General features: G+C 42.0%; 21 protein-coding genes and 1 pseudogene. 12 read left to right on the plus strand and 10 right to left on the minus strand.

Annotated elements, in window-relative coordinates:
- Positions 1 to 99 precede the first annotated feature (99 nt).
- The 4 genes and pseudogenes from MUO14_RS16310 to MUO14_RS16325 all read right to left on the minus strand — a co-directional run bounded on the left by MUO14_RS16310 (position 100) and on the right by MUO14_RS16325 (position 4,471).
- Positions 100 to 1,500: a YjiH family protein gene (locus MUO14_RS16310; protein ID WP_396265669.1), complete on the minus strand. Its 1,401-nt coding sequence runs from the start codon at positions 1,498 to 1,500 to the stop codon at positions 100 to 102.
- Positions 1,501 to 1,626: 126 nt separating this feature from the next.
- Positions 1,627 to 1,881: a biotin/lipoyl attachment domain-containing protein gene (locus MUO14_RS16315; protein WP_244751662.1), complete on the minus strand. Its 255-nt coding sequence runs from the start codon at positions 1,879 to 1,881 to the stop codon at positions 1,627 to 1,629.
- A 59-nt stretch (positions 1,882 to 1,940) separates the two neighbouring features.
- A complete protein-coding gene (locus tag MUO14_RS16320) occupies positions 1,941 to 3,233 on the minus strand; it encodes a Glu/Leu/Phe/Val family dehydrogenase (protein WP_244751663.1) in 1,293 nt (430 codons plus the stop codon).
- A 36-nt stretch (positions 3,234 to 3,269) separates the two neighbouring features.
- Positions 3,270 to 4,471, minus strand: a pseudogene (locus tag MUO14_RS16325) (ornithine--oxo-acid transaminase).
- A gap of 220 nt (positions 4,472 to 4,691) precedes the next feature.
- Between MUO14_RS16325 and MUO14_RS16330 the strand changes: the two are divergent.
- Positions 4,692 to 6,095: a sigma-54 interaction domain-containing protein gene (locus tag MUO14_RS16330; protein ID WP_244751664.1), complete on the plus strand. Its 1,404-nt coding sequence runs from the start codon at positions 4,692 to 4,694 to the stop codon at positions 6,093 to 6,095.
- A gap of 191 nt (positions 6,096 to 6,286) precedes the next feature.
- On the opposite strand, the gene MUO14_RS16335 is transcribed toward MUO14_RS16330, so the two are convergent.
- On the minus strand, positions 6,287 to 6,883 hold the full coding sequence (locus MUO14_RS16335) for a DeoR family transcriptional regulator (RefSeq protein ID WP_244751665.1): 597 nt from the start codon (positions 6,881 to 6,883) through the stop codon (positions 6,287 to 6,289).
- Positions 6,884 to 7,080: 197 nt separating this feature from the next.
- Here MUO14_RS16335 and MUO14_RS16340 point away from each other — a divergent pair, with 197 nt between their 5' ends.
- The 3 genes from MUO14_RS16340 (at position 7,081) to MUO14_RS24385 (ending at position 9,016) form a co-directional block, all read left to right on the plus strand.
- Entirely contained in the window at positions 7,081 to 7,686 is a 606-nt protein-coding gene (locus tag MUO14_RS16340) for a copper resistance CopC family protein (protein ID WP_244751666.1), read from the plus strand.
- Between the two features lie 14 nt (positions 7,687 to 7,700).
- On the plus strand, positions 7,701 to 8,651 hold the full coding sequence (locus tag MUO14_RS16345) for a copper resistance D family protein (protein WP_244751667.1): 951 nt from the start codon (positions 7,701 to 7,703) through the stop codon (positions 8,649 to 8,651).
- A gap of 239 nt (positions 8,652 to 8,890) precedes the next feature.
- A complete protein-coding gene (locus MUO14_RS24385) occupies positions 8,891 to 9,016 on the plus strand; it encodes a hypothetical protein (protein ID WP_255822128.1) in 126 nt (41 codons plus the stop codon).
- A 70-nt stretch (positions 9,017 to 9,086) separates the two neighbouring features.
- Here MUO14_RS24385 and MUO14_RS16350 read toward each other — a convergent pair whose 3' ends face one another.
- From MUO14_RS16350 to MUO14_RS16365, 4 genes are all read right to left on the minus strand, one after another.
- Entirely contained in the window at positions 9,087 to 10,664 is a 1,578-nt protein-coding gene (locus tag MUO14_RS16350; RefSeq protein WP_244751668.1) for a Na+/H+ antiporter, read from the minus strand.
- Between the two features lie 75 nt (positions 10,665 to 10,739).
- Positions 10,740 to 11,192: an arginine deiminase family protein gene (locus tag MUO14_RS16355; RefSeq protein WP_244751669.1), complete on the minus strand. Its 453-nt coding sequence runs from the start codon at positions 11,190 to 11,192 to the stop codon at positions 10,740 to 10,742.
- The gene (locus MUO14_RS16360) at positions 11,186 to 11,731 is read right to left on the minus strand and encodes a hypothetical protein (protein ID WP_244751670.1); all 546 of its coding nucleotides are present in this window, start codon (positions 11,729 to 11,731) and stop codon (positions 11,186 to 11,188) included. Before MUO14_RS16360 ends, MUO14_RS16355 begins: the two co-directional genes overlap by 7 nt.
- Positions 11,732 to 11,974: 243 nt before the next feature.
- Entirely contained in the window at positions 11,975 to 12,319 is a 345-nt protein-coding gene (locus tag MUO14_RS16365; RefSeq protein ID WP_244751671.1) for a YuzC family spore coat inner layer protein, read from the minus strand.
- A 1,031-nt stretch (positions 12,320 to 13,350) separates the two neighbouring features.
- Here MUO14_RS16365 and MUO14_RS16370 point away from each other — a divergent pair.
- The 7 genes from MUO14_RS16370 (at position 13,351) to MUO14_RS16400 (ending at position 22,391) form a co-directional block, all read left to right on the plus strand.
- Positions 13,351 to 14,955 (plus strand): FMN-binding glutamate synthase family protein, encoded by a 1,605-nt coding sequence (locus MUO14_RS16370; protein ID WP_244751672.1) that lies wholly within the window; start codon positions 13,351 to 13,353, stop codon positions 14,953 to 14,955.
- 391 nt (positions 14,956 to 15,346) lie between these two features.
- Entirely contained in the window at positions 15,347 to 16,459 is a 1,113-nt protein-coding gene (hisC, locus tag MUO14_RS16375; RefSeq protein WP_244751673.1) for a histidinol-phosphate transaminase, read from the plus strand.
- A gap of 25 nt (positions 16,460 to 16,484) precedes the next feature.
- Positions 16,485 to 17,552: a pyruvate dehydrogenase (acetyl-transferring) E1 component subunit alpha gene (gene pdhA / locus MUO14_RS16380; RefSeq protein ID WP_244755626.1), complete on the plus strand. Its 1,068-nt coding sequence runs from the start codon at positions 16,485 to 16,487 to the stop codon at positions 17,550 to 17,552.
- Positions 17,552 to 18,550, plus strand: a complete 999-nt coding sequence (locus MUO14_RS16385) for an alpha-ketoacid dehydrogenase subunit beta (protein ID WP_304654192.1) — start codon at positions 17,552 to 17,554, stop codon at positions 18,548 to 18,550. The genes pdhA and MUO14_RS16385 overlap by 1 nt, the downstream gene beginning before the upstream one ends.
- 27 nt (positions 18,551 to 18,577) lie before the next feature.
- Entirely contained in the window at positions 18,578 to 19,837 is a 1,260-nt protein-coding gene (locus MUO14_RS16390; protein ID WP_244751674.1) for a dihydrolipoamide acetyltransferase family protein, read from the plus strand.
- A 178-nt stretch (positions 19,838 to 20,015) separates the two neighbouring features.
- Entirely contained in the window at positions 20,016 to 21,449 is a 1,434-nt protein-coding gene (nhaC, locus tag MUO14_RS16395) for a Na+/H+ antiporter NhaC (protein ID WP_244751675.1), read from the plus strand.
- Positions 21,450 to 21,536: 87 nt separating this feature from the next.
- Positions 21,537 to 22,391, plus strand: a complete 855-nt coding sequence (locus MUO14_RS16400) for a CE1 family esterase (protein WP_244751676.1) — start codon at positions 21,537 to 21,539, stop codon at positions 22,389 to 22,391.
- A 98-nt stretch (positions 22,392 to 22,489) separates the two neighbouring features.
- On the opposite strand, the gene MUO14_RS16405 is transcribed toward MUO14_RS16400, so the two are convergent.
- On the minus strand, positions 22,490 to 22,870 hold the full coding sequence (locus tag MUO14_RS16405) for a hypothetical protein (protein ID WP_244751677.1): 381 nt from the start codon (positions 22,868 to 22,870) through the stop codon (positions 22,490 to 22,492).
- A gap of 394 nt (positions 22,871 to 23,264) precedes the next feature.
- Here MUO14_RS16405 and MUO14_RS16410 point away from each other — a divergent pair, with 394 nt between their 5' ends.
- On the plus strand, positions 23,265 to 24,566 hold the full coding sequence (locus MUO14_RS16410) for a Na+/H+ antiporter NhaC family protein (RefSeq protein WP_244751678.1): 1,302 nt from the start codon (positions 23,265 to 23,267) through the stop codon (positions 24,564 to 24,566).
- The last annotated feature ends 39 nt before the right edge of the window (positions 24,567 to 24,605 follow it).

The following is a 24,605-nucleotide window of genomic DNA, read 5'->3' on the forward strand; positions in this document are numbered from 1 at the left end:
TAAAATGACACTGTTTTATGATCTAGCGGGGTAATATTTCAGTAAAAGTCAAAGAGGGCACTTTAAAGCGCCCTCTTCAAAGCTTATCCAGTTTTCAAGTTAAAAGAATAAATGTGCCATAAGAACAACAATTGGCAGTGTAATCAGTGTGCGCTCAAGGAAGATGATGACTAGATCCATAAACTTAACGGGGAGCTTCGAACCAAGTAAAAGTCCTCCTACCTCAGACATATAGATCAATTGAGTAACCGATACGCAGGCGATGACAAACCTTGTTAATGGACTCTCAATGCCACTCCCTAACACTGCTGGCAAAAACATATCCGCGAATCCAACGACCATCGTTGGAGCCGCAGCGGCAGCCTCAGGAACCTGCATCAATTGAAGGAGAGGGATAAACGGCGCGCCTATAAACTCAAATACTGGTGTATATTCGGCGACAATTAACGCTATCGTTCCAATCGCCATAACAATTGGAATAACTCCCATCCACATATCGAGAACGTTTTGCCCCCCACCTTTTATAACATTACTCCAACTTGTATTCTTTGCCTTTCCCACTGCCTGGCTGATTCCCCACTTGAATGAAGAGATATCCCCCGGAATTTTCTCATTATATTGATTGTCAGCATGTTCATAGTATTGATTGGTCTTTCTTGATAATGGTGGAATGCGCGGACAAATCAAGGCGGCGGCAAGTCCTGCTATGATAATGGTTAGATAGTATTGGAAAAACATATGTTGTAGATCCACTAACGTTAACACAACAATTGTGAATGTGATAGAGACAACGGAAAAGGTTGTCCCGATAACTGCCGCTTCCCTTTTTGTATAAAAACCACCCTCGTACTGCTTGTTGGTTAGAAGTATACCGATCGTACCGTCTCCTAACCAAGAAGCCAGACAATCGATAGAAGACCGACCTGGTAACGTGAAAATTGGTTTCATGATTTTTGTCAATAAAGCTCCACACAATTCGAGCAGACCAAAATCCAACAACAGCGGCAAGAGCAAACCGGCAAATAGGAACACGGCAAATAAAGCTGGGATAAGATCGTTAAAAAGTAGGCCGCCCGTTGCATCTGACCAGATAAATTCGGGACCGATTCCAAAAAAGGTCATTACGACAAAAACGGCGGCTGCTATTCTTGCCCAAAACCAGACCGTCGATACACCAAAAAGTTCTTTTAAAAAAGGTCTCTCAAGAATCCACGCCGGTTCAAACGCCTTTGTAACCACCGTTATTACAGCCGTTAACATAATGATGACCGTAATAAATTCTGGTAACACTTCGGCAAATGTACTTTGAACCCAGCTCGCAAGTAAAGCGACTGGAATTGTAATTTCCCCTTGGATACTTAAAGGTACCATGAATAAGAGGATTCCAACTATTGAAGGAATTATAAACTTTAAAACATCCATGCTGTTTTTACTGCCTACTGATTCGGTATCATGACTTTGTGAATGATTTTGTTCATTACTTTGGGCAGAATCGCTCATATATAACTCCCTTTCTGTTGAAAGCGCATTCATTTCTGTGTTGATTAAGCCACATTCTAACTTACAATAACTTTTGAAAAATGTGAAGGGGGAGTTTAGTATAATTCCCCCATAATGATCGATACTTTAATCGCTTCCGGTGATTTCTAGATCATCTCTCAGTATGGTTAAAACCGTATTTGGTGTAACGCTCTGACCCTGGGAAATTTCCAAAGATGTAATATTACCACTAATCCCTATAGATACTTCTACTTCTTTTTGTTCCTTTGTTTCAATTGAAAACAATGGTTCCCATTCATATACATAAGATGAACGGTTCACAAAAACTTCTTTAATGGTTCCATCACAAGGACTATAAACATTTTGAAGCACTTCCTTCATGGTCTCCACCCCTTTGTAAGATGATTTCGAACACAATCTAATTTTTTCCGTTCACAGTCTTATACCCATCCACGAAAACGAGAAGCTTCCGCCATCTTTCGGACACCGATGATATAGGCAGCTAGGCGCATGTCGACTTGGTGTTTGTCAGCTGCCGAATATACCTTCTCGAACGAATCCACGATAACTTGGCGCAGTTTTGTCGAAACTTCTTCTTCAGTCCAGTAGTATCCTTGATTATTCTGCACCCATTCGAAATAAGAGACGGTCACACCCCCAGAACTTGCCAGGACGTCTGGAACGAGCAGGATTCCGCGTTTACTTAATATTTTAGTTGCCTCAAGGGTTGTCGGTCCATTCGCAGCTTCTACAACGATGGATGCCTTTATATTTTTGGCATTTTCCAGAGTGATTTGATTGGAAACCGCTGCAGGCACAAGAATATCGCAATCCTTTTCGAGAAGTTCTTTATTTGTAATCGTACGTTCAAACAGGTTGGTCACCGTGCCGAAACTATCTCGACGGTCGAGCAAATAGTCAATGTCGAGACCGTTTGAGTTATAAATGGCACCATGAGCATCAGAAATGCCAACAACCTTTGCACCAGCATCATGCATAAATTTAGCTAAAAAGCTTCCGGCGTTTCCAAATCCTTGGATGACGACATGGGCTCCTTCTAACTGAATTCCCTTTTTCTTTGCGGCTTCTTCTACACAAATGGTTACCCCGCTTGCCGTGGCGGTCTCCCGGCCATGGGAACCGCCAAGGACTACTGGTTTCCCTGTAATAAATCCCGGAGAATCAAATTCACGGATTCGGCTGTATTCGTCCATCATCCAAGCCATGATTTGCGAATTGGTAAACACATCGGGAGCCGGAATATCTTTGGTCGGGCCGACCACCTGGCTAATCGCACGGACATATCCACGGCTAACACCTTCAAGCTCCCGAAAAGACATCTCTCTCGGGTCACAGATAATCCCGCCTTTTCCACCGCCATAAGGTAAGTCAGCGATTCCGCATTTTAAGCTCATCCACATGGATAGGGCCTTTACCTCTTTCTCATTGACCTCTGGATGAAAACGTACACCTCCCTTTGTGGGACCGACGGCATCGTTATGTTGGGAACGATAGCCTGTGAAAATTTTTATTTTTCCATCGTCCATTCGAACAGGGATGCGTACGGTCAACATTCTCATCGGCTCTTTCAATAGCTCAAAGGTTTCTCCTGGATAACCTAAGTTACTAAGAGCCTCCTTGATGACAACCTGTGTAGATTTGAAGAGGTCAAGCGACTCCTCTTCCTGAAGGTGTTTTTGCTGTTGGTCATTTAATAGATCTATCGCTGCCATTTTTTATACCTCCATGGGATTAAAAGTTAATCCTCGTTATTTTGATAGAACCCTAGTAATCTTTTCAACAGCCCATTCAAGATCTTTTTCCTTAATCACAAGCGGAGGTGCAAACCTGATAACATTTTCGTGAGTTTCTTTACAAAGCAACCCTTCTTCTTTAAGTTTTTCACAGTATGGACGCGCGTGTTCATGCAACTCGACACCTACAAACAAACCTCTGCCGCGTACTTCTTTAATGGCTGGATTATCAATTTCTTTCAATTTTTCTTGGAAATACTGTCCGAGTCGAAAAGAACGATCGGCTAGCTTTTCCTCTTCAATCACGTCTAATGAGGCTACCGCTACAGCACTTGCGAGAGGATTTCCGCCGAAAGTAGAACCGTGTGACCCCGGGGTGAACACACCTAAAATATCTTCATTTGCAGCAACGCAGGAAATTGGCATGACACCGCCGCCAAGCGCCTTTCCAAGGATATACATGTCAGGCTTCACATCTTCCCAGTCGCAGGCAAACATTTTACCAGAACGAGCTAAACCTGCTTGAATTTCATCTGCAACAAATAGAACATTCTCGTTCCTGCACACTTCGTAAGCCTCTTTCAGGAATCCTTCTGGTGGCATGACTATTCCTGCTTCCCCTGAATCGGTTCGAGTAAAAAGCCGGCTGTATTTGGTGTGATGGCCTCTCTTAAGGCATCGATGTCCCCATAAGGAATCAGCTTAATGCCCGGCAGTACTGGGCCGTAACTGCTTTTACCGTCGGCTTCAGAGGATAGGGATACGGCTGTCATTGTTCTGCCATGGAAGTTGCCTTCACAAGCAATGATCTCAGCTGTGTTTTCGGAAACACCTTTTTTGTCATAAGCCCAGCGACGGACTGTTTTCACAGCCGTTTCGACAGCTTCGGCACCTGTATTCATAGGAAGAACCATGTCTTTCTCGGTCAATTCGGACACTTTTTTGTAAAATGGGGCAAGCTGGTCATTATGGAAGGCCCGTGAAGTTAAAGTAACGCGGTCTGCCTGTGCTTTTAACGCCTCAATAATCTTCGGGTGTCTATGACCTTGGTTTACAGCCGAATAAGCGCTTAACATATCCATATAGGTGTTACCTTCAGGGTCTTTAACCCAGACACCCTCCGCTTCTGAAATAACGATAGGAAGGGGATGATAATTATTTGCTCCATATTGTGTCGTCTGACTTATAATTTCGTTTGATTTTACTGTTGTGTTCATTTATATTCCTCCTTTTTGCTTTCGTAATAGTTAATATGCAAAATCCATGCCAACTTATAAAACCGTATACTGGCGCCTTTCTTTATAAGAAAGTGGAACAACGGCGCAAAATAATTTTGCGAATGCATAAATATGGTTAAAGTTACCGCTAAATTATTTTGCGGTTCGGCTAGTATTCTAGTAATATAAACATATCGAGTCTGTAAAGGTGTGGTGAAAAATGGGGCAACATGATACAAAACATATCCAATCACTGACTAGAATGAATCAATTATATGAAAGACTACTCAATGAAGTGGATGTCGGTATTCACGTGATAAACGAAAAGGGAAAGACGATCATTTACAACGAAAAAATGATGGAAATTGAATCAATGACGAGCGAGGATGTGCTCGATAAAAATCTATTGGACGTTTTTAGGTTCGGAGAAAGTCAAAATAGTACACTTGTTAAAGCGTTAAAGACGGGGAAAACGGCCAAAAATGTTAAACAAACGTATTTTAATAATAAAGGAAAAGAGATTACCACAATTAATCATTCCTTCCCCATTACCGAGGCGGGGAATATTACTGGGGCTATTGAAATCGCAAAAGACGTGACACACCTGGAAAGAGTAATTAAGGAAAACGTGCTAAATAAACAGAATACGAAATTCACCTTTGATCAGATTATTGGACAAAGCGAGTTAATGCAGACCGTTGTTGATGAATCAAAAAGAGCGACGCGGACACCCTCATCTGTTCTGGTTGTCGGGGAAACAGGTACAGGAAAAGAATTATTTGCTCAGAGTATTCATAATGGCAGTAATCGCTCAGGGGCACCTTTTATCTCGCAAAACTGTGCAGCCATTCCAGATAGCTTAATGGAAAGTCTATTGTTTGGTACAAAAAAGGGGGCGTTTACTGGTGCCATTGACAGGCCTGGCCTGTTTGAACAAGCTGATGGCGGCACACTGCTGTTAGACGAAATCAACTCTTTGGAACCTTCACTTCAGGCAAAACTATTAAGAGTCATTCAGGACAAATCGATTAGAAGAGTCGGGGATATGAAAGATAAAGAGGTAGATGTCCGTATTATCGCTACCATTAATGAGGACCCTGTTGACGCTGTTGCCAACAACCGATTAAGAAAAGACTTATATTATCGGCTTAGTGTAGTCACCTTGTTCATTCCACCTCTTCGTGACAGAAAGGAGGACATTTTGCTGCTGACTCAGAGCTTTATAGATAAATATAATGCTTTGTTTAATATGGATGTTAGAGGGATAAGTGAGGAAGTCAAACCATTGCTTCAAAAACATGATTGGCCGGGAAATGTAAGGGAGCTGGAACATACGATAGAAGGCACGATGAATTTAATCATGGGGGAAGAGGTTATAACAATCCAAAACCTCCCAGGAAGGTTCCGTAATAGGTATCAAGTGGATGAAGAGCCATTTACACAGAGAGAGAAGGAAGATATACCCGAAAGCCCAAAAACGCTGCGTGAAAAGATGACAGAGGTGGAAAAATTCTATGTCCAACAAGTTCTTGCAAATAACGACAATAATATTTCAAGAGCTGCAAAAATTCTTGGCATCAGCAGACAAAGCTTACAGTACAGATTAAAGAAGTTTAGCTTATGAGTTCTTAAGTGTTTTAATGTTACAGGTTTATCTAAATGGCATGGAAAAAATCAATTGGACCAAATCAAATTTGATTTGGTCCAATTGATCTATCAAATCGCATCTAAGACATGGAAATTGCTAGTACATTGATCACTACGTTAATCAGTACATGTCCATAGTTTCATCAGGATCTATCTAATTTAAAGCCCTCATTTACTTGTACTGGTCCCGTTATTTTTTGAGTGGCAATCAATTTTGCCGTCCATCTCTTCTTTAATAGCCTTGATTGCTTCTGCAAAATTATAGATGTTACCACCAAATCCCGTTTGAAATTGTTTAGCTTGTTTCATAGAGTCAAATACAATCACTTGTGGTTGGCAACAATTAAGCTGAATATCGGTATTTAATAGAAAAGTAGCTGCCTTGGCACTGATCGTTGTATCTTTTAAAAAGTCCCGGGAAATGATTTGAGAGACCTCTGCTTCTATATCCTTGTATCGAAGCAGTCCGCAATGAGCACAACAAGTGTTTTCCACTTGTTGATTTAATTTGATGAGTTGAACAGACAATCTAGAGTTTGAATCCTTATGGCAATAGGAGCACAGGTTGGAAGTGCCAAAGGTTTGAGGAATAAGAGTAATGCCATTTGATGTTTTTACGACTTGTTGCTGCTCAATTAATGGTCTTAAGTCACGGTAGACCGTCATTTCGGATACACCTAATCTTTTGCTTAATTCAGTAACACGTAAGGTCTCCTCTAGTTCTAGCCATGTTAAAATTTGTTGTTGACGTTCAATAGGTAACATAATTTACCCCCTGATTATTTAGTGAATAGTAGTTAAAGCTATTTTGAATACAATAAATTAGTTTACAAGCAAAGAAAACAATTATGATAGAATATGTGAAAAAATGTTGAACACCAACATTATACCGTTTGTTTATGGTACTATTCAAACGTAGGAAAGGTCCATGATTGATCAAAATTTAAGGGAGTGTGGATGAATTGAAACATATTTTAGCCTTCACGGTAGGTTTGCTGACCTTTATGTGTGTTTTTTTGAGCGTGGGAGTTCAGGGCCATTCAGTGATGGAGTCGTCTGACCCGGCAGCTAATTCAACCGTAAACAAAGACATTTCATCAATATCGATGACGTTTAATACAAACATTGAAAAAGAGAAAGCAGTCTATTTAAAGAACTCAGATGGACAGAAAATCGTCCCCGATGACCTAAGTATTAATGGAAACACTGTCGAGGTCTTTTTTGGAGAATCGCTATCATCAGGTGATTACACAGTATATTGGGAAGTATACGGTGGGGATGGCCATCCTGTAAACGGAGAATTTCAATTTTCCGTTGACGTGGATAGTGATGAGGGAGCTACTGATAAGGATTCCGAAGAGGTAGAGGCGTCCGTTGAAAGCGATAACAATGGTGTGGAAAACTCATCGGACGGTGGAGGGATGAGTCAGAGCGCAGATGATCAAGAGACCGCTAATGCCGCAGCTTCCGAAGACAATGGCGTTTCGACTCCCATCATCGTTATTGTTATTGCTTTGGCCGTGATTGCCGTGGCCATGTTTGTTTTCCTAGGGAGAAAACGGACTTAGGGAGGATTTAACACATGGTTTTCATAACTGAAACATTAGTATACTTAAGTTTTTCTTTATTAATGGGGACGATGCTCGGCTATTCGATTTTAGCCGAGCGTATGCCAAGCTTTCATGTGCCCAAAAGATGGCTGTTGCTGTCAACCGTCGGTGTCGGTTTATTGTCGCTTGGTCCGGCTCTTGCGATCATCATCAATTTTACCGAGGAGATGAGCATCTGGTCTGCCGGACAGTTGGTCTTACTTAAATTTCAGGTCGGTCAGGTAGGACTGTTGATCTTCCTCGTGTCTAGTTTACTATTTTGCATAATTTATTTTTATGATCTAGCAAAAGACCGGCTTCAAGCCTTTCTAGGATTAGTTCTTGTGTTGTTATTGGTGGTTGGACAAGGGGCAGTCAGCCATGCTTTCGGCTTACAGGGTTATTGGGGACTTACCGTACATACCTTACATTTTCTCGGCGTGATTGTGTGGATCGGACTTCTATTTATTTTCGGATGGTTTACTAACGAGAATGCAGACTGGCAAAGTATTCTGAAATGGTTTACTCCGATTGCCGTGATATGCGTTATTGTTCTAATTGCTGCAGGTTATTTTACAATGGATATTGTTATAAAAAATGATCAGGAAACGACAACTATTTTCACCCAATATGGAAACAGTTGGTTAACCGACTATGGACAAGCCTTATTGATTAAACACTTATTAACAGTGCCTTTGCTCCTTTATGCACTAATGAACGGTTTCATTTACAGGTATCATTTATCAAAAGATCCCAGCCACCGTTTGCAGCCATGGATTAAAACTGAATCTGTCCTCGCTCTTCTCGTTTTTGCAGTCACAGCGTTCATGGGACAACAAACACCCCATACCAGAGGTCAAACATACTTGAAGAGGAAGGTGCTTCCAGGCTGTTTCAGGCTATGTACGGAAAAAAGGTTACCCCCGAAATGGTTGTCAACATAGATGTGGGATTACCCAGCATGACATTATTTTTATTATCGGGTGTGTTTTTAATACTTATGATTCGCTCAGTCTTAAATAAAATGCCACCGGCTCTGTCATTTTTAATGGCGTTGCTCTTAGTGCTATCAAGCTATCTCGGGCTCATGTTAAGTATAACTTGACTAAAACTATGATTTGGCGTGTAACAGGTTGTATATCTTCGGGAGAATTTAGAAATTGAGGTGGGGGATGCTTATTTTATGTCTAGTCAAGAGAGACAAAGTAATGCGTCCTGTCAACAGATTCAACAGTTAAAAATCGTAGCCATTCCAAATTCATATGCTGTACCCCCTTTTTCCAGATGGAGAAAGGGGATTGCTTTTTAATGGTGAGTAACATCCATACTCTGATCGTAGCCTCCTTTAAGTATAAAATTACGGAATCCGCATTTCCCAATTAATCATCATTCTCTAATTCCACCAGTTTGTTTGTAATCTCATTTTGTTCTTTTTCCGCCACCTCATTAGATATGATATCTTCTTTTAATAACCTTTCAATCGCCTCATGCTGTGCATATAAAGCATGCTTTCGTAACGTGATTTGCTGTTTTTCTTTAAGGTCAGGATGCTTTTCAAAAAGCTGATCAATTTCGTTGTGTAATTGACTAAGTTCTTGTTCGTATTGATTTACAATTTCTTTAGAGATTGATTCGGTTATAAATAGGTTCTTTCTTACTTTGGTTATCTCCGAAATGGCATTTTTAAATCGATAGACACGGGCTATAAGTTCTTCATACTCTACAAAGCCCTTTTCTTTTTTATTGACCCCCAACCAAGTGATAAGCGGTTTGATGGAAAGACCTTGTCCGACTAAGGAAAACAAGACTACGCTGAAAGCCAAAATTAAAATATCTTCACGGCCTGTAAAATCTCGGGGTAAACTGAGCACAAGGGCAATCGATAAGGATCCTTTTAATCCACCCCAATTTAAAATATGTTTCCATGAAGCAGGAAAATCCTTGATGAATAATAAACTTGAGTACACCGCAACACTTCTCGCGATGAGAACAATCAAAATGGCTAAAAAAATAAATCCCCATTTGTCCGTGACATCAATTCGGGTAATCTCTAGTCCTACCATTAAGAAAACAAGTGAATTGGCTAGTAATGTAACGACATCCCAAAAGTTGCTGATATTTAACTTGGTCGCAGGCGTCATCCCAATTCTCGCACCATAATTCCCTAAAATAAGCGCTGCAACCACAACAGCTATGACCCCTGAAGCATGTACGGTTTCAGCGAGTAAAAAGGAACCATAGAAGAGAATGATGCTAAAAATAATCTCTAAAGGGTAATCATCAAAATATTGGGTTACCCGTGACACCACGTACCCGAGGGCTCCACCAATGATTAGACCTAATGCTACAACTTTTACAAATTCCCATACACCATTTCCAACACCAATGAACCCGAGTTCTGTATAGGCGAGTAAGGAAAAGGCCGATATATTAAAAAGGACGACAGCTAATCCATCGTTAAATAAACTTTCACCTTCAATAACAGTCGCCAGCCTGTTGTTCACGCCGACATTTTTAAAAATCGATAAAACACTCACTGGATCTGTGGCGCTCATGATGGCCGCAAAAACAAAGGCCGCTGGAAGTGAAAACTGTAAAAGCCACATGGAAGAAAAGCCGATCACTATAAAGGATAAAAAGGTACCACCAAAGGCGAGCGCAATAATCGGTTTTTTATTTTCGTTTAAGTGGGAGAAGGGAAGCTTTAATGCGGCTTCCCCTAATAAGGCTGGCAAGAACAATGTGATGATAGCAAAGTTAAATACTTCACCTTCTGTAATAAAATCCTTTAAAGGCGCAAGTAAAGGAATGTCTATCAGACCGATGATTGCACCAATAATAACAAGCGCAATAGGGTAAGGTTGTTTAAATAATTTAGCAATAGCAGTAATTCCAGCTGCAATCATAACTAAGATGAGGGCAAGTGAAAAAATATGGTGTAAATCTAACTCATGCACTGATTTCCCTCCTAGTAGATTCGATTCCTAATTTTAAGTTAAAAAAATGGTACGGGGAGCTTAATAAGTGGTGATTTACAACAATGACTCTCGTACCAATGGCAACGTTAAACAATGAATCCCACCACCTAACTTGTAAAACTCAGAGATATCAACAGGTATGACTATTATTCCGTTAGATTCAAGCAGTCTCCTTGTTTGTAATCCCGAACTTGGACATACAACTTTTCCAGGAGCTACCGGCAAAACGTTGATGGATAGAGGTGGATCCTCAGGGCCAACATGTAATAGCTCAATGTTTCTTTTATATAGCTCATCCAGAAACCAAAATGGTAAGAGAGCCTTATTTACAAGAGCTTTGTGACGATCCAGCAGAAGAAAAGCTTCATCAAGATGAATGATGGTCGACGGTAAATCGACGGTAATGAGATCGATATTTTGAATGGATAAAATGTGCCTGATCTGTTCAATGCCACTTGGGTTAACACGTTCTGATCGCCCGATAATAGCTGTTGATTCATTTAACATGGAGAAGCTGCCCCCTCTGCAAACCCGTCACCTTGGATGCAGCCTAACATTGGTATACCTGCTTGACTGAACGTCTGGGAAGCAAATGGTATTTCCCCGTGGCGGATATATAGGGCGAGACGGGAAAGGATTACACCACCAGGAATCACCATACCCAAGTCCCTTGTAAAAATTCTCTCCGGCCAGTCCTCTGATTGTCCTTCCAGGTAGACAATATCTATCCCTTCATTACTTAATACCTGTGCTAATTGATCATGCTGAGTTTGAAGTAAATCTAAGTTGGGCAGCCTTGTATTTTGATAATCCTCCGGAGTCGCTCCCTTAATATTCCTGTCTAAAACAGTTCCGGATTCTATTTGTTGAGCATTATTATGTAGCTTTAGAATTTCCTTACCGGGGCGATGCATCATTACTTTTTTTATGCGCCCTATATCCGTTGGCGCTCCCCAGCTTTCTCCCCATATTTCTTGTAGTACAGTCTTGTCGTGAAATGACTCTGTGACCAAACTCCTCGAAAGGTATCGGTTGACAGTACTCATTTAAAGTACCTCCTATCTTATTGCTTTTGATAGTAAAAGGCTCCCCGAAAAGTGAAGATTTTAACCTTCATGATGAATAATATTCTAAATTGGTAATGTTAATGGGTTCCAATATTGAATGCGAAGCCTGAGAGCCATTGTTGCTCTCCCTTAAGCTTGTACTCAAGCTAATTGCAGTTACCCGTTGTAATTATCTCTCTGATATCTATGTAAAAAAGCAGTTCGCGTTCGACGGACTGCTTATTAAAAAAATCCCCAAACTAGATTCATAGTTAATGTACAACAATTTTGAAAGCTGTCAGCATCTGCATGAAGGGTAAAAGTCACTGAACTTGGTGTGTAAGACGTTTCAACAACTGAAGGTACCCCGGTTGATTTAATGACACGGTCGACTTCTTCGTGGTCATCTCTCTGGGCAGCTTGCATAAGCCGCTGTCTCATTCCTGGTGACGCCATAAGCTGATTAATCACTATTTTACCGTGCTCGAACAATGTTTGGTAAGCCTGTAAAGATTGCTGGAAGGTGTCTGTGTTTACTTCGGGATATGGATTATTCCTGAGGTAAGGGTGACAATAGTATCTGTACACTGATTATTCTACCTCCAATAAATAAAGGTTTGAAAAACTTCTTACAACATATGTTACTAAACGTAAAGCAGTGCTGATTTTTAGTGGAATATATATGGGAATCAATTTCATAATTTAAGCCCCTTCTGCCCCAAGGGATTCAAAACACACACAAGGAACTACCTCCACAAATCTAGCCAAGTATTTGAAATCATTTTTATTAGGTTAAGGGCAGTAAACTGGAAGACTCCATCTCGAGATAGGTTTCCGTTTCCTTGGATGGAGAAGGAGGTCCGGGAAATCACTCGCTTTCCGTGGGCATCCGCTGAGTCTCCTCGGACTCCGTCCTCCGGGGTCTCACCTGTCATGTTTATCCCAAAGGAGTCTCACAATTTCCCGGACCTCCTTGTGTTTGTGAGAAGAACGGAAACACTCCAGGTTCACAGTACCTACCCAAAACAACAGAAGAACTTCTTATCAGAGAGCTGTAAATCTCTCTGTGACGTGGTTATTATGCCACATCATGATGGATAAAGCCCTCTGAACATTGGAGACTCATTCGGAATACGAATGGCTCCGTTCATCACAAAACAAGTGGGGGGCTGGGAAAACGGCGAGACCCCGGAAGGTTTCGCCTGAGGAGGCTTGCTGTTTAGAGGATGTTCGACTAAGTTCGGCACATCCTGTGCCAACGTGACCCCACGTCCTGTGGGGCCGCAGGAAAGCGAGTCGTTTCCCAGCCACTCCGATCCCTCATACCATAACGGACCTAAGTGTCTCGGAGCTGAGTCTTCAGGATAAGGGGGCGATGTGAAGCAACATTGATAGAAGGTGATCAAACTTCTTTATAAAACTAAAATCTGCTGGATAAGAATTCACTTTGAATCTTTTCGGAAAAGAGCCATATATTCTGCCAGTCTTTGGCGTTTTAAAAAGAGCAATTATGAATTGATTCATGGAATAAAACTCTTTAAGTTAAAAGAGAGGATATCCACGAATGTTTCCTACCTTTTTGTAAAACCTAATGGTGATTACATAAGGAGGAATTGACCGTGAATGTAGCTAACATCACGACAATCATCGGCTTTGCTACGTGTGCACTCATTTTGCTAATACTCATTGCAATTGGAATCTATTTATACTCAGTTGATCGCACTCAAAAAATGCATCCCATTCTTCGTAATTATCCAATAATCGGACGGGCCAGGTACTTTTTCCAGCAAATTGGCCCGGAAATGCGTTCGTACCTATTTAACAATGACCGAGAAGGGACACCTTTTTCCCGAAATGATTATGAACATATTAAGAATAAGGCAAAGTATAAACGTGATGTCTTTGGTTATGGATCACAGAGAGATTTTGAAAAAGAAGGCTATTATGTTAGGAATTCAATGTTTCCCAAGCTGACCGAAGAATTAAAGATGGACCGGGAAACGAAGGTAACCACAGACCGCTATCTGTTGATCAAGGAACCTTTATTTACCCAGAAAAAGGAAGAGTTAGAGCAGGATGAATCCCCAGTTTATTTGCTCGATGAGGAAGATGCCATAGTGATTGGAGAAAAGGCGAAAAACCCCTTTTTCGTCAGAGGTCAAATTGGTATGTCGGCAATGAGTTACGGGTCCCTGGGCGACCGTGCGATTACAACCTTATCAGAGGGGCTCGGGATTGCTAAAGGAACATGGATGAATACTGGAGAAGGCGGGCTTTCTGATTATCATTTAAAGGGCGGCGTTGATATTATCATGCAAATCGGTCCCGGTTTATTTGGGGTCAGGGACAAAGAGGGTAATTTTAGCTGGGATGCCTTAAAGGAAAAAAGTGAAATTCCTGAAGTGAAAGCATTTGAAGTTAAATTGGGTCAAGGTGCGAAAACCCGCGGCGGTCACATTGATGCCGAGAAAGTAACAGAAGAAATTGCAAGAATTCGAATGGTAGAACCGTTTAAATCGATCGATAGTCCGAACCGTTTTCGAGAATTCAGTGATTTCCCTTCATTATTTGATTTTATTGACCAGGTTCGGGAGCATTCAGGAAAGCCAGTGGGTATGAAAGTCGTTATAGGCAGTAGTCATGAAGCTGAAGAATTGGCAAAACATATTAAGGATACTGGAAAAAGCCCTGATTTTATTACCGTCGATGGCGGGGAAGGCGGGACAGGCGCCTCCTACCAGGAGTTGGCTGACAGTGTCGGTTTACCCATTAGGTCTGCACTGCCTTTAGTGGATCATGCCCTAAAAAAATATGGGGTACGTAATCAAGTGAAAATCATTGCCTCTGGAAAGCTAGTCTCACCAGATCGAATCGCGATTGCACTGGCCATGGGAGCTGATCTGGTTAATATAGCACGAGGATTTATGATTACAGTTGGCTGTATCCAGGCCCTCCAATGCGCATCGAATGCTTGTCCAGTTGGGGTAGCCACAACAGATCCTGAATTACAAAAAGGGCTCGTCATTGACGAAAAGAAATGGCGAACAGCGAATTATGTTATTACGATGCGAAAGGGATTATTTCGGATTGCTGCTGCGGCAGGGTTAGATTCCCCTATTCATTTTAAGCGTAAACACATTGTTTATAATGATGAAAAAGGTAGAGTGTGGTCACTGGATGATATGTATCAATCCATTGTTGAACAAGAAGAGAAGGTTGAGTAGTACGGACTGTTCTTGAGGTCTTATCGAATGATCGATAGGGCCTTATTTTTATTAAACACCGTAGCACCTAAGCTGGTTCTGAACCGGACACGACCTGGATGAATAGTTAACATGTGAATAGGAGCGAACATAAAGAAAATTATTGAGAGATTAGAGCGTTCCTTTGCAAGGGCGCTTTTTGGTGCAAAAAAGTTGTCGACTTATTTTGACAGAACTCTATGAGAAGGAGTAGAACTAAAACCTTGATATAGCCATGTTTATACATAAATCTATTAAATGAATTTTAGTGCTTGAAAGTATTTAGGCTTTAAATGACATTCTTGAGGAAAAATTTAGATAATTCTAAAATAGATATGCTGTAGTAATTATTCCAAAAAAAGGAGGAACTTACATGATTCAGCCACGTTCGCAAATTAACCAAATTGCTATGTATTCTCCGGGAAAGCCGGTTGAAGAATTGAAACGAGAGAAAGGGCTCTCGAAAATTATCAAGATGGCTTCGAATGAAAATCCATTCGGCTACTCTCCGCTTGCTGCAGAAGCTATACAAAGTGAAATGAAGGAGCTCCCGTTTTATCCCGAAGTGACGTCACCAATACTCGCTGAAAAATTAGCAAACAGGCTTGAGGTTTCCCCTGATCAAATCATATTTGGCAGTGGATCAGATGAGGTGATCCGCTTGTTATCAAGAACATATATAAATGAAGGCGATGAGGTCGTCATGGCCGGAGTCACGTTTCCACGGTACAAAACCAATGTGGTGATAGAAGGAGGGGTGCCGGTCGAAATCGATATGCAAAATGGAACACATGATTTGGACGCCATGTATCAGGCCATAAATGAGAAAACGAAGATGGTATTTGTGTGTAATCCAAATAACCCGACAGGAACGATTGTGGAAAAAGAAGCGCTTAGAAGGTTTATTGAAAAGGTACCCTCCCATGTCATGCTGGTTATGGACGAGGCTTACTATGAATACGCCGACTCCTCTCAATACTTGGAAACATTGCCGCTATTGAATCAATACGAAAATATGGTGATTTTAAGGACTTTTTCTAAGGTCTATGGACTTGCCGCATTGCGGATTGGTTATGGGCTTATGTCTTCTGAAATGGTTAGCCATTTACGTAAAGTGAAGGAACCTTTTAATGTGAATAGACTGGCCGAGGCGGCTGCCTCTGCTTCTCTTGACGATGATGAGTTCATGCATGAAAGTATCAATCTCAATCGGGAAGGCCGCGAATACTTGAATAATAGTTTTGATCACATGAACTTAGGCTATTTCCCGACACAAACCAACTTTATCATGGTCGATGTAGGGGCTCCGGCTGAAGAAGTGTATGAATATCTTCTCGATGAGGGGATTATCATTCGTCCAGGCCATTTGATGGGTTATCCGACGATGATTCGTGTCACGATTGGAAAAAAAGAAGATAATCAACGGTTTATTGAATGCTTGCAAGCCTATTTAGAGAAAAAGAACGCAAATGTCAATCAGTCTTAACAGGAAAGGATGTTGTAGTGTGGATATGCTCGAGCGATTTCCAGTGACGCAATATATCAATGAAGATGGTGAACTGATTAAACAAGAAGTACAGGAGGAGTTATCCCTAGACCTTGTCAAAATGTTTTATGAAAAAATGCTGCGGGCACGCATGATGGATAAAAAATGCGTCAACCTGCAGCGACAAGGGAAAATTGGTACCTATGTTCAATATGAAGGACAGGAGGCAGCACAGGTGGGCAGTGCGCTTGCGATCGAGGAAGGGGACTGGATGTTTCCTTCCTATCGAGACCACGCGGCAACGATGACGTTTGGTCATTCACTGCGCAACCTGCTCTTATATTGGGTAGGGCGGATCGAAGGCGGAATCCCCCCTGAAGGCAAAAACATTTTTCCACCAGCCGTCCCGATTGCCTCTCAATTGCTGCACGCGACTGGGGTAGCATGGGCGGAAAAGAAGAAGAATACCGACCGAGTATCGCTGGTGTATTTTGGGGACGGAGCAACTTCTGAAGGAGATTTTCATGAAGGGCTTAATTTTGCAAGCGTTTTCAAAGCGCCGGTCGTATTTTTAAATCAAAATAATGGGTACGCCATCAGTGTTCCTACTGAAAAACAGATGAACTCAAAGACGATTGCTCAAAAAGGGTTGGGGTATGACATCCCAAGCATTCGCATTGATGGTAACGATATTCTAGCTGTTTTTATAGAAACGAAAAAAGCAGTGGATCGTGCTCGACGGGGGGAAGGACCGACCTTAATTGAAGCGGTCACATGGCGGTACGGTGCCCACACGACAGCCGATGATCCGTCCAAATATCGTGATCAATCGGAAAGTGATCGGAGACGTACGACAACGGACCCGTTGCTGCGACTCGAAAAATATATGAAGAACGAAAACAGCTGGGACGAAGAATGGCTGGCTAGTATGGAGCAGAAAATCACGAATGAAATCAACACGGCTATATCTGAGATGAAAGATTACCCGAAAGCGGACATTGACCAAGTGTTTAGCCATGTATTCGAAAAGCCAACATGGACGATTGAGCAACAACGTGAACATCACATGTCTATCAAGAGGGGGAAGGTATAATGACGACAGCAGTTCAGGTGAAAAAACTGACGATGGTGCAGGCGGTTACGGATGCAATGAGAACAATGCTTGAAGAAGATGAATCCGTTTTGGTTCTTGGGGAGGACGTAGGACAGAACGGTGGTGTATTCCGTGCGACAGATGGTTTGTTTGAGCAATTTGGTGAGGAGCGGGTGATTGATACCCCGCTTGCGGAATCCGGCATTGTCGGGACATCGATTGGGCTTGCGGTCAATGGCTTCCGTCCGATTGCTGAGATGCAATTCTTAGGATTCATTTATCCAGCATTTAACCAACTGATGACCCATGCCACAAGGATGCGTCAGCGTTCAATGGGGAGATACACCGTACCGATGGTGATCAGAGCGCCGTATGGTGCAGGAGTCAAAGCTCCGGAGATTCATTCAGATAGTGTTGAAGCATTATTTACACATATCCCTGGCTTGAAGGTAGTTATTCCTTCGAATGCTTATGATGCGAAAGGCTTGCTGATCGCAAGTATTGAAGATCCGGACCCCGTACTTTTTTTAGAGCCGATGAGATGTTACCGCTCCTCTCGCACAGAGGTGCCCGATGAGAAATATTCGATTGAACTCGGGAAAGCGTCTTATGTCAAAGAAGGCAGTGACGTAACTGTGATGACATGGGGTGCAATGGTCCCTGATACGGTAAAAGCCGTAGAAAAGTTTGAGAAAGAACATAATGCCACATGTGATGTCATTGATCTGAGAACATTGTATCCATTAGACAAAGATACAATCGCAGAGTCTGTGAAAAAAACGGGACGGGTCGTCATTATCCATGAAGCACCATCAGCTGGAGGGGTGAATGGAGATATTATTTCAGTCATTAATGACACATCCTTTTTCTACTTGAAGGCACCAATCCAAAAGGTGACAGGATTCGATACACCAGTCCCTGTGTATTCGCTTGAGCAGGAATATTTACCAAGCAGCGAGAAGATTATCAGTGCCCTTAACACAACACTTTCGTACTAGTCGAAATACAGGAAGGAGGACATGAATATGGACGTAAAATTACATGACATTGGTGAGGGGATGCACGAAGCTGAAATCCTTCATTATTTTGTGAAGAAAGGAGAGCCCGTCAAAAATGATGCTCCATTGGTTGAAATTCAAACAGACAAAATGACAGCGGAATTGACGGCTCCATCTGACGGAATAATAGGGGACATCAAGTTTGAACTAGGGGAAGTCGTTGAAGTAGGAACGACTATTTTAACTATTACAACCGATCAAAAGGAACCATCACCTAATCTCGAACCAACGGTGAAGGCTTCACCATCGGAAGCAAGCGGGGGAGTAGCGACACAGCCTGCCACTAGGACGTTAGATAGATGGCTACCTATGAATCGGGTTATGGCTTCGCCTCATACAAGGAGAGTGGCCAGGGAAAATGACGTGAATATTAAAAACGTAACAGGAACAGGTCGGGCTGGACGCGTATTGGATGAGGATATTTTTGCCTATATCGAAGCGCAGACACAGGCTGCTCCGGTTGCTGAGGAAAAAAGCCATCAAGATGAGGTAGTCATTCAAAATTCTAAGGAAGTGGATGAAACTGTCCAAACGATTCCGTTCAAAGGCCGTCGTAAGCAGATAGCCAAAAAAATGACGCAATCTCTTTATACAGCTCCACATGTTACCCACTTTGACGAAGTGGACATGACGGAATTGTTACATTTGAAAAAGCAGCTAAAGGAAGGGACAACTCGTCAACCAGGGATCTCAATCTCCGTAGCAGCTTTTTTTATCAAAGCATTGCAGCTTTCTTTAGAGGAATTCCCGATATTTAACTCGAAATTAGATGAAGAGAAGGAAGAAATTTATTTAGAATCCTCTTATAACATTGGGCTGGCTACAGGAACAGATAAAGGCTTGATTGTTCCGGTTTTAAAAAATGTAGAAAATCTATCACTGGTAGAAATCCACGAACAGATGAAGACATTGACGAAAAAGGCCACAGAGAACAAGCTTTCCGGTCAGGATTTAAGAGGAGGAACGTTTACCATTAGCAACGTAGGGCCAATGGGCAGTACAGGGGCCACCCCGATTTTGAACTATCCGGAAACAGGCTTAATGGCATTTCATAAAACGAAGAAGATGCCAGTCGTTATCAATGATGAAATTGTCATAAGGGAAATGATGAACGTCACTTTGACCTTTGACCATCGTGTCGCAGATGGATCGCAATCGATCGCGTTCACGAATAAGTTTATTGACTACATTGAAAAACCTCATTTGATGTTAGTGGAGTTGACTTAGAGGGGCCGTTTGAATTTTCCCCATCATTTCAGTGATGGGGAAAATTCACTGAAGCCTAGTTAAACCCGGGAAAAGACATAGAAACGGGCGTCCATAAACGGTGATAGCATCAACTGTTTGTTATTGGAAAAAGAAGATATAACGGTTGGTTTTTAATCATACTAGAGAGGGGAATTTCATGAAAAAAAGGAAGCCTTCATTTCTCGTGTCAAGTCTCATCATTCTTTTTATTATCGCTATTCTTGGTGTAAGTATTTTGGTTTATGGAGCAGCTCCTCATATTCCTATTGTACTCGCGGCCATCATTGTGGCGCTCTATGGCTTAAAGCTTGGTTACAAGTGGAAAGAATTGGAGCAAGCCATGACTAAAGGTGTATCCTATGGAATCCCAGCCATTTTAATATTAAGTTTAATCGGGATCCTTGTCGGCGTCTGGGTGCTCAATGGCACCGTTCAAACGATCACGTATTATGGACTTCAAGTGTTGTCTCCATCGATCTTTTTAGTAACTGCGGTTATCATCACCGCAGTGGTCGCTATCATGACAGGAAGCTCTTGGAGTGCCATTAGTACGATTGGTATTGCGTTAATGGGTGTTGCTTACGGTATGTCTATTTCTCCGAACATTACCGCTGGTGCGATCGTGTGTGGGGCGATGTTTGGTGACAAACTCTCTCCTCTTTCAGATACAACCAACCTAGCCGCCGCAACGGCGAAGGTGGATATTTTTCAGCATATTAAGCACATGCTTTGGACGACAGTCCCCAGTTTACTCATAACCCTGGCGATTTTCGCGTTTATCGGTTTTACTTCAGATCGCAGTGCCGCTGATACAGGTAAAGTGGATGCCATGATGACGACATTGAATAATGAATTCATGCTGACACCCATCGCTCTCATCTCACCACTGTTAATCATCTTTTTGGCCTTTAGAAAAGTGAGCCCGATTCCATCATTGATTATCGGTTTAGTCGCAGCTGTTTTAACATCGTTTTATACCGTATCAGGCGTATCCTTTGGTACGATTATGAATACCGCCCACTTTGGTTACACGGCAGAAACAGGTGACGAAGCCATAGACAGTCTGTTGTCCCTAGGGGGATTAGACAGTATGTTATTCGGTGTATCGTTAATTTTGATGGCGCTTTCTTTTGGTGGGATCATTCGGGAAATTGGCTTGGCCCATGCCATCATTGATGGAATGAGGAGTTTTTTAAGAAGTCGAGGAAATGTTATTTCGTCAACGGTGCTTTCTTGCTTAGGGATCAATGTCGTTGTGGGAGAACAGTACTTGTCCATTATTTTACCCGGTCAAATGCTTGAAGAAAGCTACGAAGAGGCAAATCTCCATCCTAAAAATATGTCACGTACGCTTGAAGATGCGGGGACCCTAATTCATCCACTGATACCTTGGGGAGTAACAGGTGCATTCATCATGACAACATTAAATGTAGGTGTCGGCTACATTCCGTTCTCTTTTATTTGTTTTATCTCACCAATTATTGCAATTATATATGGATACTCGGGTTTTACGTTAACACCGATGGGAAAAGAGAAACTGGTTCACATTGATGAAAAACAAGCCGCTTCCGGATCAGCAAAGAATGGGTAAGTAGCGGGTAAATTTGTTTGCATGGGGGGTGATTGTGCCTTCCATGCTTTTATTATGTGATAAAATTTTTCAAGAGGAGGAATAACAGTGCATACATATAAAAAAACAATCGAGTTTAAGGGGAGAGATCGTACATTCCATTATGCCTGTCCCCAAAAAATAAACAAACCATTGCCCATTGTATTTGGTTTTCATGGGGCCGGAAGCAGTGCCCGTCATCACATGAAGATTACGAGGTTTCATGAAAAAGCGGAGGATTATCAGATGATGGCAGTATTTCCTGAAGCTGTCCAACTCGACAGGTCTGACCGTATGTCAAAACAATGGAATGAAGGCAGAAGGAAAAACGCTGCATATCAAAATGATGTAGATGATGTAGGTTTTATAGTAAAGCTGATCGATTGGTTGAAACATGAGTTTTCAATTGACGAAGATCGCGTTTATGCAACGGGATTTTCTAATGGGTCTGCTTTTAGCATGAGAATTGCTTTAGAATGTCAAGATGTCATCACAGGTGTTGGCGGTGTTGCGGGGCCTATAGTGCGCGATATGGCAGAAGATGGTGAGTGGCGTAAATCGATGCCAATGCTCTTCATTATGGGAACGGATGATAGCATGGTTCCTTATGACGGGGAGTACAACTCTGAGTACATGATTGATCAGCTTTTATCGGCACAGGAAACAGCAAGGTTTTTTGCAAAATCCTGGCCTGAATCATCATTAGAATTGAAGGAAGAAATCACTGCATTAAACGAGCCTTCGATATTCAAATATACCTATCATCAGCACGAGTCAGTTGTCTTTTACTCAATTAATGGTGGTGGACACACATGGCCTGGAGGCCCTGACACACAGGCTTCCTCTCTGACTGGGGAGGTGAACACACAACTGGATGCGTCCCAATTGATCTGGGACCATTTGAAAAACTTTCGGAAAGAATGAAGGAAACCTAGCGTTGGAAGATGAATCATTTTATAATAGCAAAAGCAGCATTCCTTCTTTCGAAGGAATGCTGCTTTCAAAAAAATGACCAAATGACACTACAGTACTGATAATGCAGCGATGGCTGTCAGAGGTAGAATAAACCTTCCAATGCCGCCACCATATCCATAACCTGGGAAGCCATACCCGCCGTATCCATAGCCATAGCCAGGATAGCCAAATCCCCATTGCCTTGAATTGTTTGCCGGGTGCTGGTTAGCTAACGTTAAATGGACATTTTCTCCATCCACATGATCGATGAAAACATTGAAAGAATCTCCAAAAACGGTTTGTATGTTCACCTTTTTATTCATATGCTGTTTGCAAAGATGGAACATATGCTCCATATGTTTTGGATCAACGTTCATATTCCCCATAGAATTTGGATTCATATTTGCATTCATACCTGCATTCATATTTGCGTTCATACCATGATGCATTGTGTTCAACCCCTTCCTAAATTCTGTGTACTAATCTTATAAAAACATTCCCTATCAAGATATTCATTTCCAGGGCACATGTGTATATAGCAAGTTAAAATGGGCGTGACATTTGCAGTGCCCTATCACTTACATTTAATGGATGACCTGAGGTGGGGATATATGGGTTTTGATATTGGGGCGGATTCCTTGTTTATCTTTTTATTTTGATGTAATGTGTAAAATGGACTTTTTTTAATAATGATATTTTTATCAAGAACTGGTCCGAAGAAGCTTTTGCAATCAGTAAGTTGTTTGCTTGATAGATAAGAAGGAATAGAATTGGACATTCAAGCCTTCTCGGTTAAGAAGGCTTTTTAATTTGGTCATAAATAGCGAAAAGAGGGATAGGAAAATGGAACAACAAATAAAAGGAAATGCCTGGGCGTTACTTCCTTTCGCGATATTCATCCTATTATTTATTGGCTCAGGTATCTTAACAGGTGACTTTTACAAGATGCCTGTACTTGTGGCTTTATTTATAGCGATTGCAGTCGCACTAATGATGAACCGGAAAACAGATTTTCAAACTAAGATTACACAGCTAACAGAAGGAGGAGGCCACCCCAATATCATTCTAATGGTAGTGATCTTCCTGTTAGCCGGGGCTTTTGCTAAAGTAGCTGAAGGGGTTGGAGCAGTTGACTCCACCGTGAATTTAGGGCTGTCTTTCTTGCCTGGGAGCCTATTGATCGTCGGCTTATTTGTAATAGCCTGCTTCATTTCGGTTTCCATGGGTACATCAGTGGGAACAATCGTAGCCCTCGCTCCGGTTGGGTTAGGAATTGCTGAACAAACCGATGTTAACGTTGCTTTAACAATGGGCGCGGTTATCAGCGGAGCAATGTTTGGTGATAATTTATCGGTCATTTCTGATACGACGATCGCTGCTGTCCGTACTCAAGGGACGGAAATGAAGGAGAAATTTAGAGCAAATTTCTTCATCGTTCTGCCGGCGGCCATCATTACAGCGATTATCTTTTTTATCCTGACAGCAGATGCTTCCTCAGCGATGCAGAATGAGCATCCTTATAATCTGATAAAAGTGTTACCCTATTTAGCTGTGCTCCTATTTGCTATAGCCGGAGTGAACGTCATTTATGTATTGCTCGGCGGCATATTATTTGCCGGCATTGTCGGGCTGATCCTTGGAGAAATTTCCATGATGGACTATATCACCTTGATCGGTGATGGGTTTGTCAGTATGCAAAATCTTGCAATGATCGCGATTCTCCTGGGTGGACTTGTGGAGCTAATTAAGCAAAATGGCGGCATTGAATTTTTGCTGCAAAGCATCAGTAAAAGAATAAATAATGACAGAGGTGGGGAGCTTGGAATCGCGGGTCTTGTCAGTACGGTAAACTTCTCAACAGCTAACAACACGATTGCGATCATAACAGCCGGTCCGCTTGCGAAGCAGATTTCTGATCGCTTTGACATCGCACCTCGCCGCTCGGCCAGCATGCTCGATATATTTGGCAGTACGGTTCAAGGTCTGATCCCTTATGGGGCCCAAATGCTAGCAGTAGCAGGAGTCGCCAGTATTTCTCCCATCGCTGTTGTCCCTTATTGTTTTTACCCGATGCTGATCGGGATCTCAGGATTGCTCGCAATTGCCTTTCGATTTCCTCGTTTTACAATTACAAAAAAAGACTAATGCCTACATGAAAAAGGAGCCCATTGAAGGCTCCTTTTT

It is taken from the genome of Halobacillus shinanisalinarum (genome assembly GCF_022919835.1).
Lineage (GTDB): Bacteria > Bacillota > Bacilli > Bacillales > Halobacillaceae > Halobacillus_A > Halobacillus_A shinanisalinarum.

What these genes read in the sequence shown, in the direction of transcription:
- nhaC (WP_244751675.1), top strand. Translation starts at nt 20,016, where the DNA reads ATGAAAAAAAGGAAGCCTTCATTTCTCGTGTCAAGTCTCATCATTCTT.
- pdhA (WP_244755626.1), top strand. Translation starts at nt 16,485, where the DNA reads ATGCTCGAGCGATTTCCAGTGACGCAATATATCAATGAAGATGGTGAA.
- MUO14_RS16310 (WP_396265669.1), bottom strand. Translation starts at nt 1,500, where the DNA reads ATGAGCGATTCTGCCCAAAGTAATGAACAAAATCATTCACAAAGTCAT.
- MUO14_RS16390 (WP_244751674.1), top strand. Translation starts at nt 18,578, where the DNA reads ATGGACGTAAAATTACATGACATTGGTGAGGGGATGCACGAAGCTGAA.
- MUO14_RS16330 (WP_244751664.1), top strand. Translation starts at nt 4,692, where the DNA reads ATGGGGCAACATGATACAAAACATATCCAATCACTGACTAGAATGAAT.
- MUO14_RS16385 (WP_304654192.1), top strand. Translation starts at nt 17,552, where the DNA reads ATGACGACAGCAGTTCAGGTGAAAAAACTGACGATGGTGCAGGCGGTT.
- MUO14_RS16335 (WP_244751665.1), bottom strand. Translation starts at nt 6,883, where the DNA reads ATGTTACCTATTGAACGTCAACAACAAATTTTAACATGGCTAGAACTA.
- MUO14_RS16405 (WP_244751677.1), bottom strand. Translation starts at nt 22,870, where the DNA reads ATGCATCATGGTATGAACGCAAATATGAATGCAGGTATGAATGCAAAT.
- hisC (WP_244751673.1), top strand. Translation starts at nt 15,347, where the DNA reads ATGATTCAGCCACGTTCGCAAATTAACCAAATTGCTATGTATTCTCCG.
- MUO14_RS16410 (WP_244751678.1), top strand. Translation starts at nt 23,265, where the DNA reads ATGGAACAACAAATAAAAGGAAATGCCTGGGCGTTACTTCCTTTCGCG.
- MUO14_RS16345 (WP_244751667.1), top strand. Translation starts at nt 7,701, where the DNA reads ATGGTTTTCATAACTGAAACATTAGTATACTTAAGTTTTTCTTTATTA.
- MUO14_RS24385 (WP_255822128.1), top strand. Translation starts at nt 8,891, where the DNA reads ATGTCTAGTCAAGAGAGACAAAGTAATGCGTCCTGTCAACAGATTCAA.
- MUO14_RS16315 (WP_244751662.1), bottom strand. Translation starts at nt 1,881, where the DNA reads ATGAAGGAAGTGCTTCAAAATGTTTATAGTCCTTGTGATGGAACCATT.
- MUO14_RS16355 (WP_244751669.1), bottom strand. Translation starts at nt 11,192, where the DNA reads ATGTTAAATGAATCAACAGCTATTATCGGGCGATCAGAACGTGTTAAC.
- MUO14_RS16320 (WP_244751663.1), bottom strand. Translation starts at nt 3,233, where the DNA reads ATGGCAGCGATAGATCTATTAAATGACCAACAGCAAAAACACCTTCAG.
- MUO14_RS16360 (WP_244751670.1), bottom strand. Translation starts at nt 11,731, where the DNA reads ATGAGTACTGTCAACCGATACCTTTCGAGGAGTTTGGTCACAGAGTCA.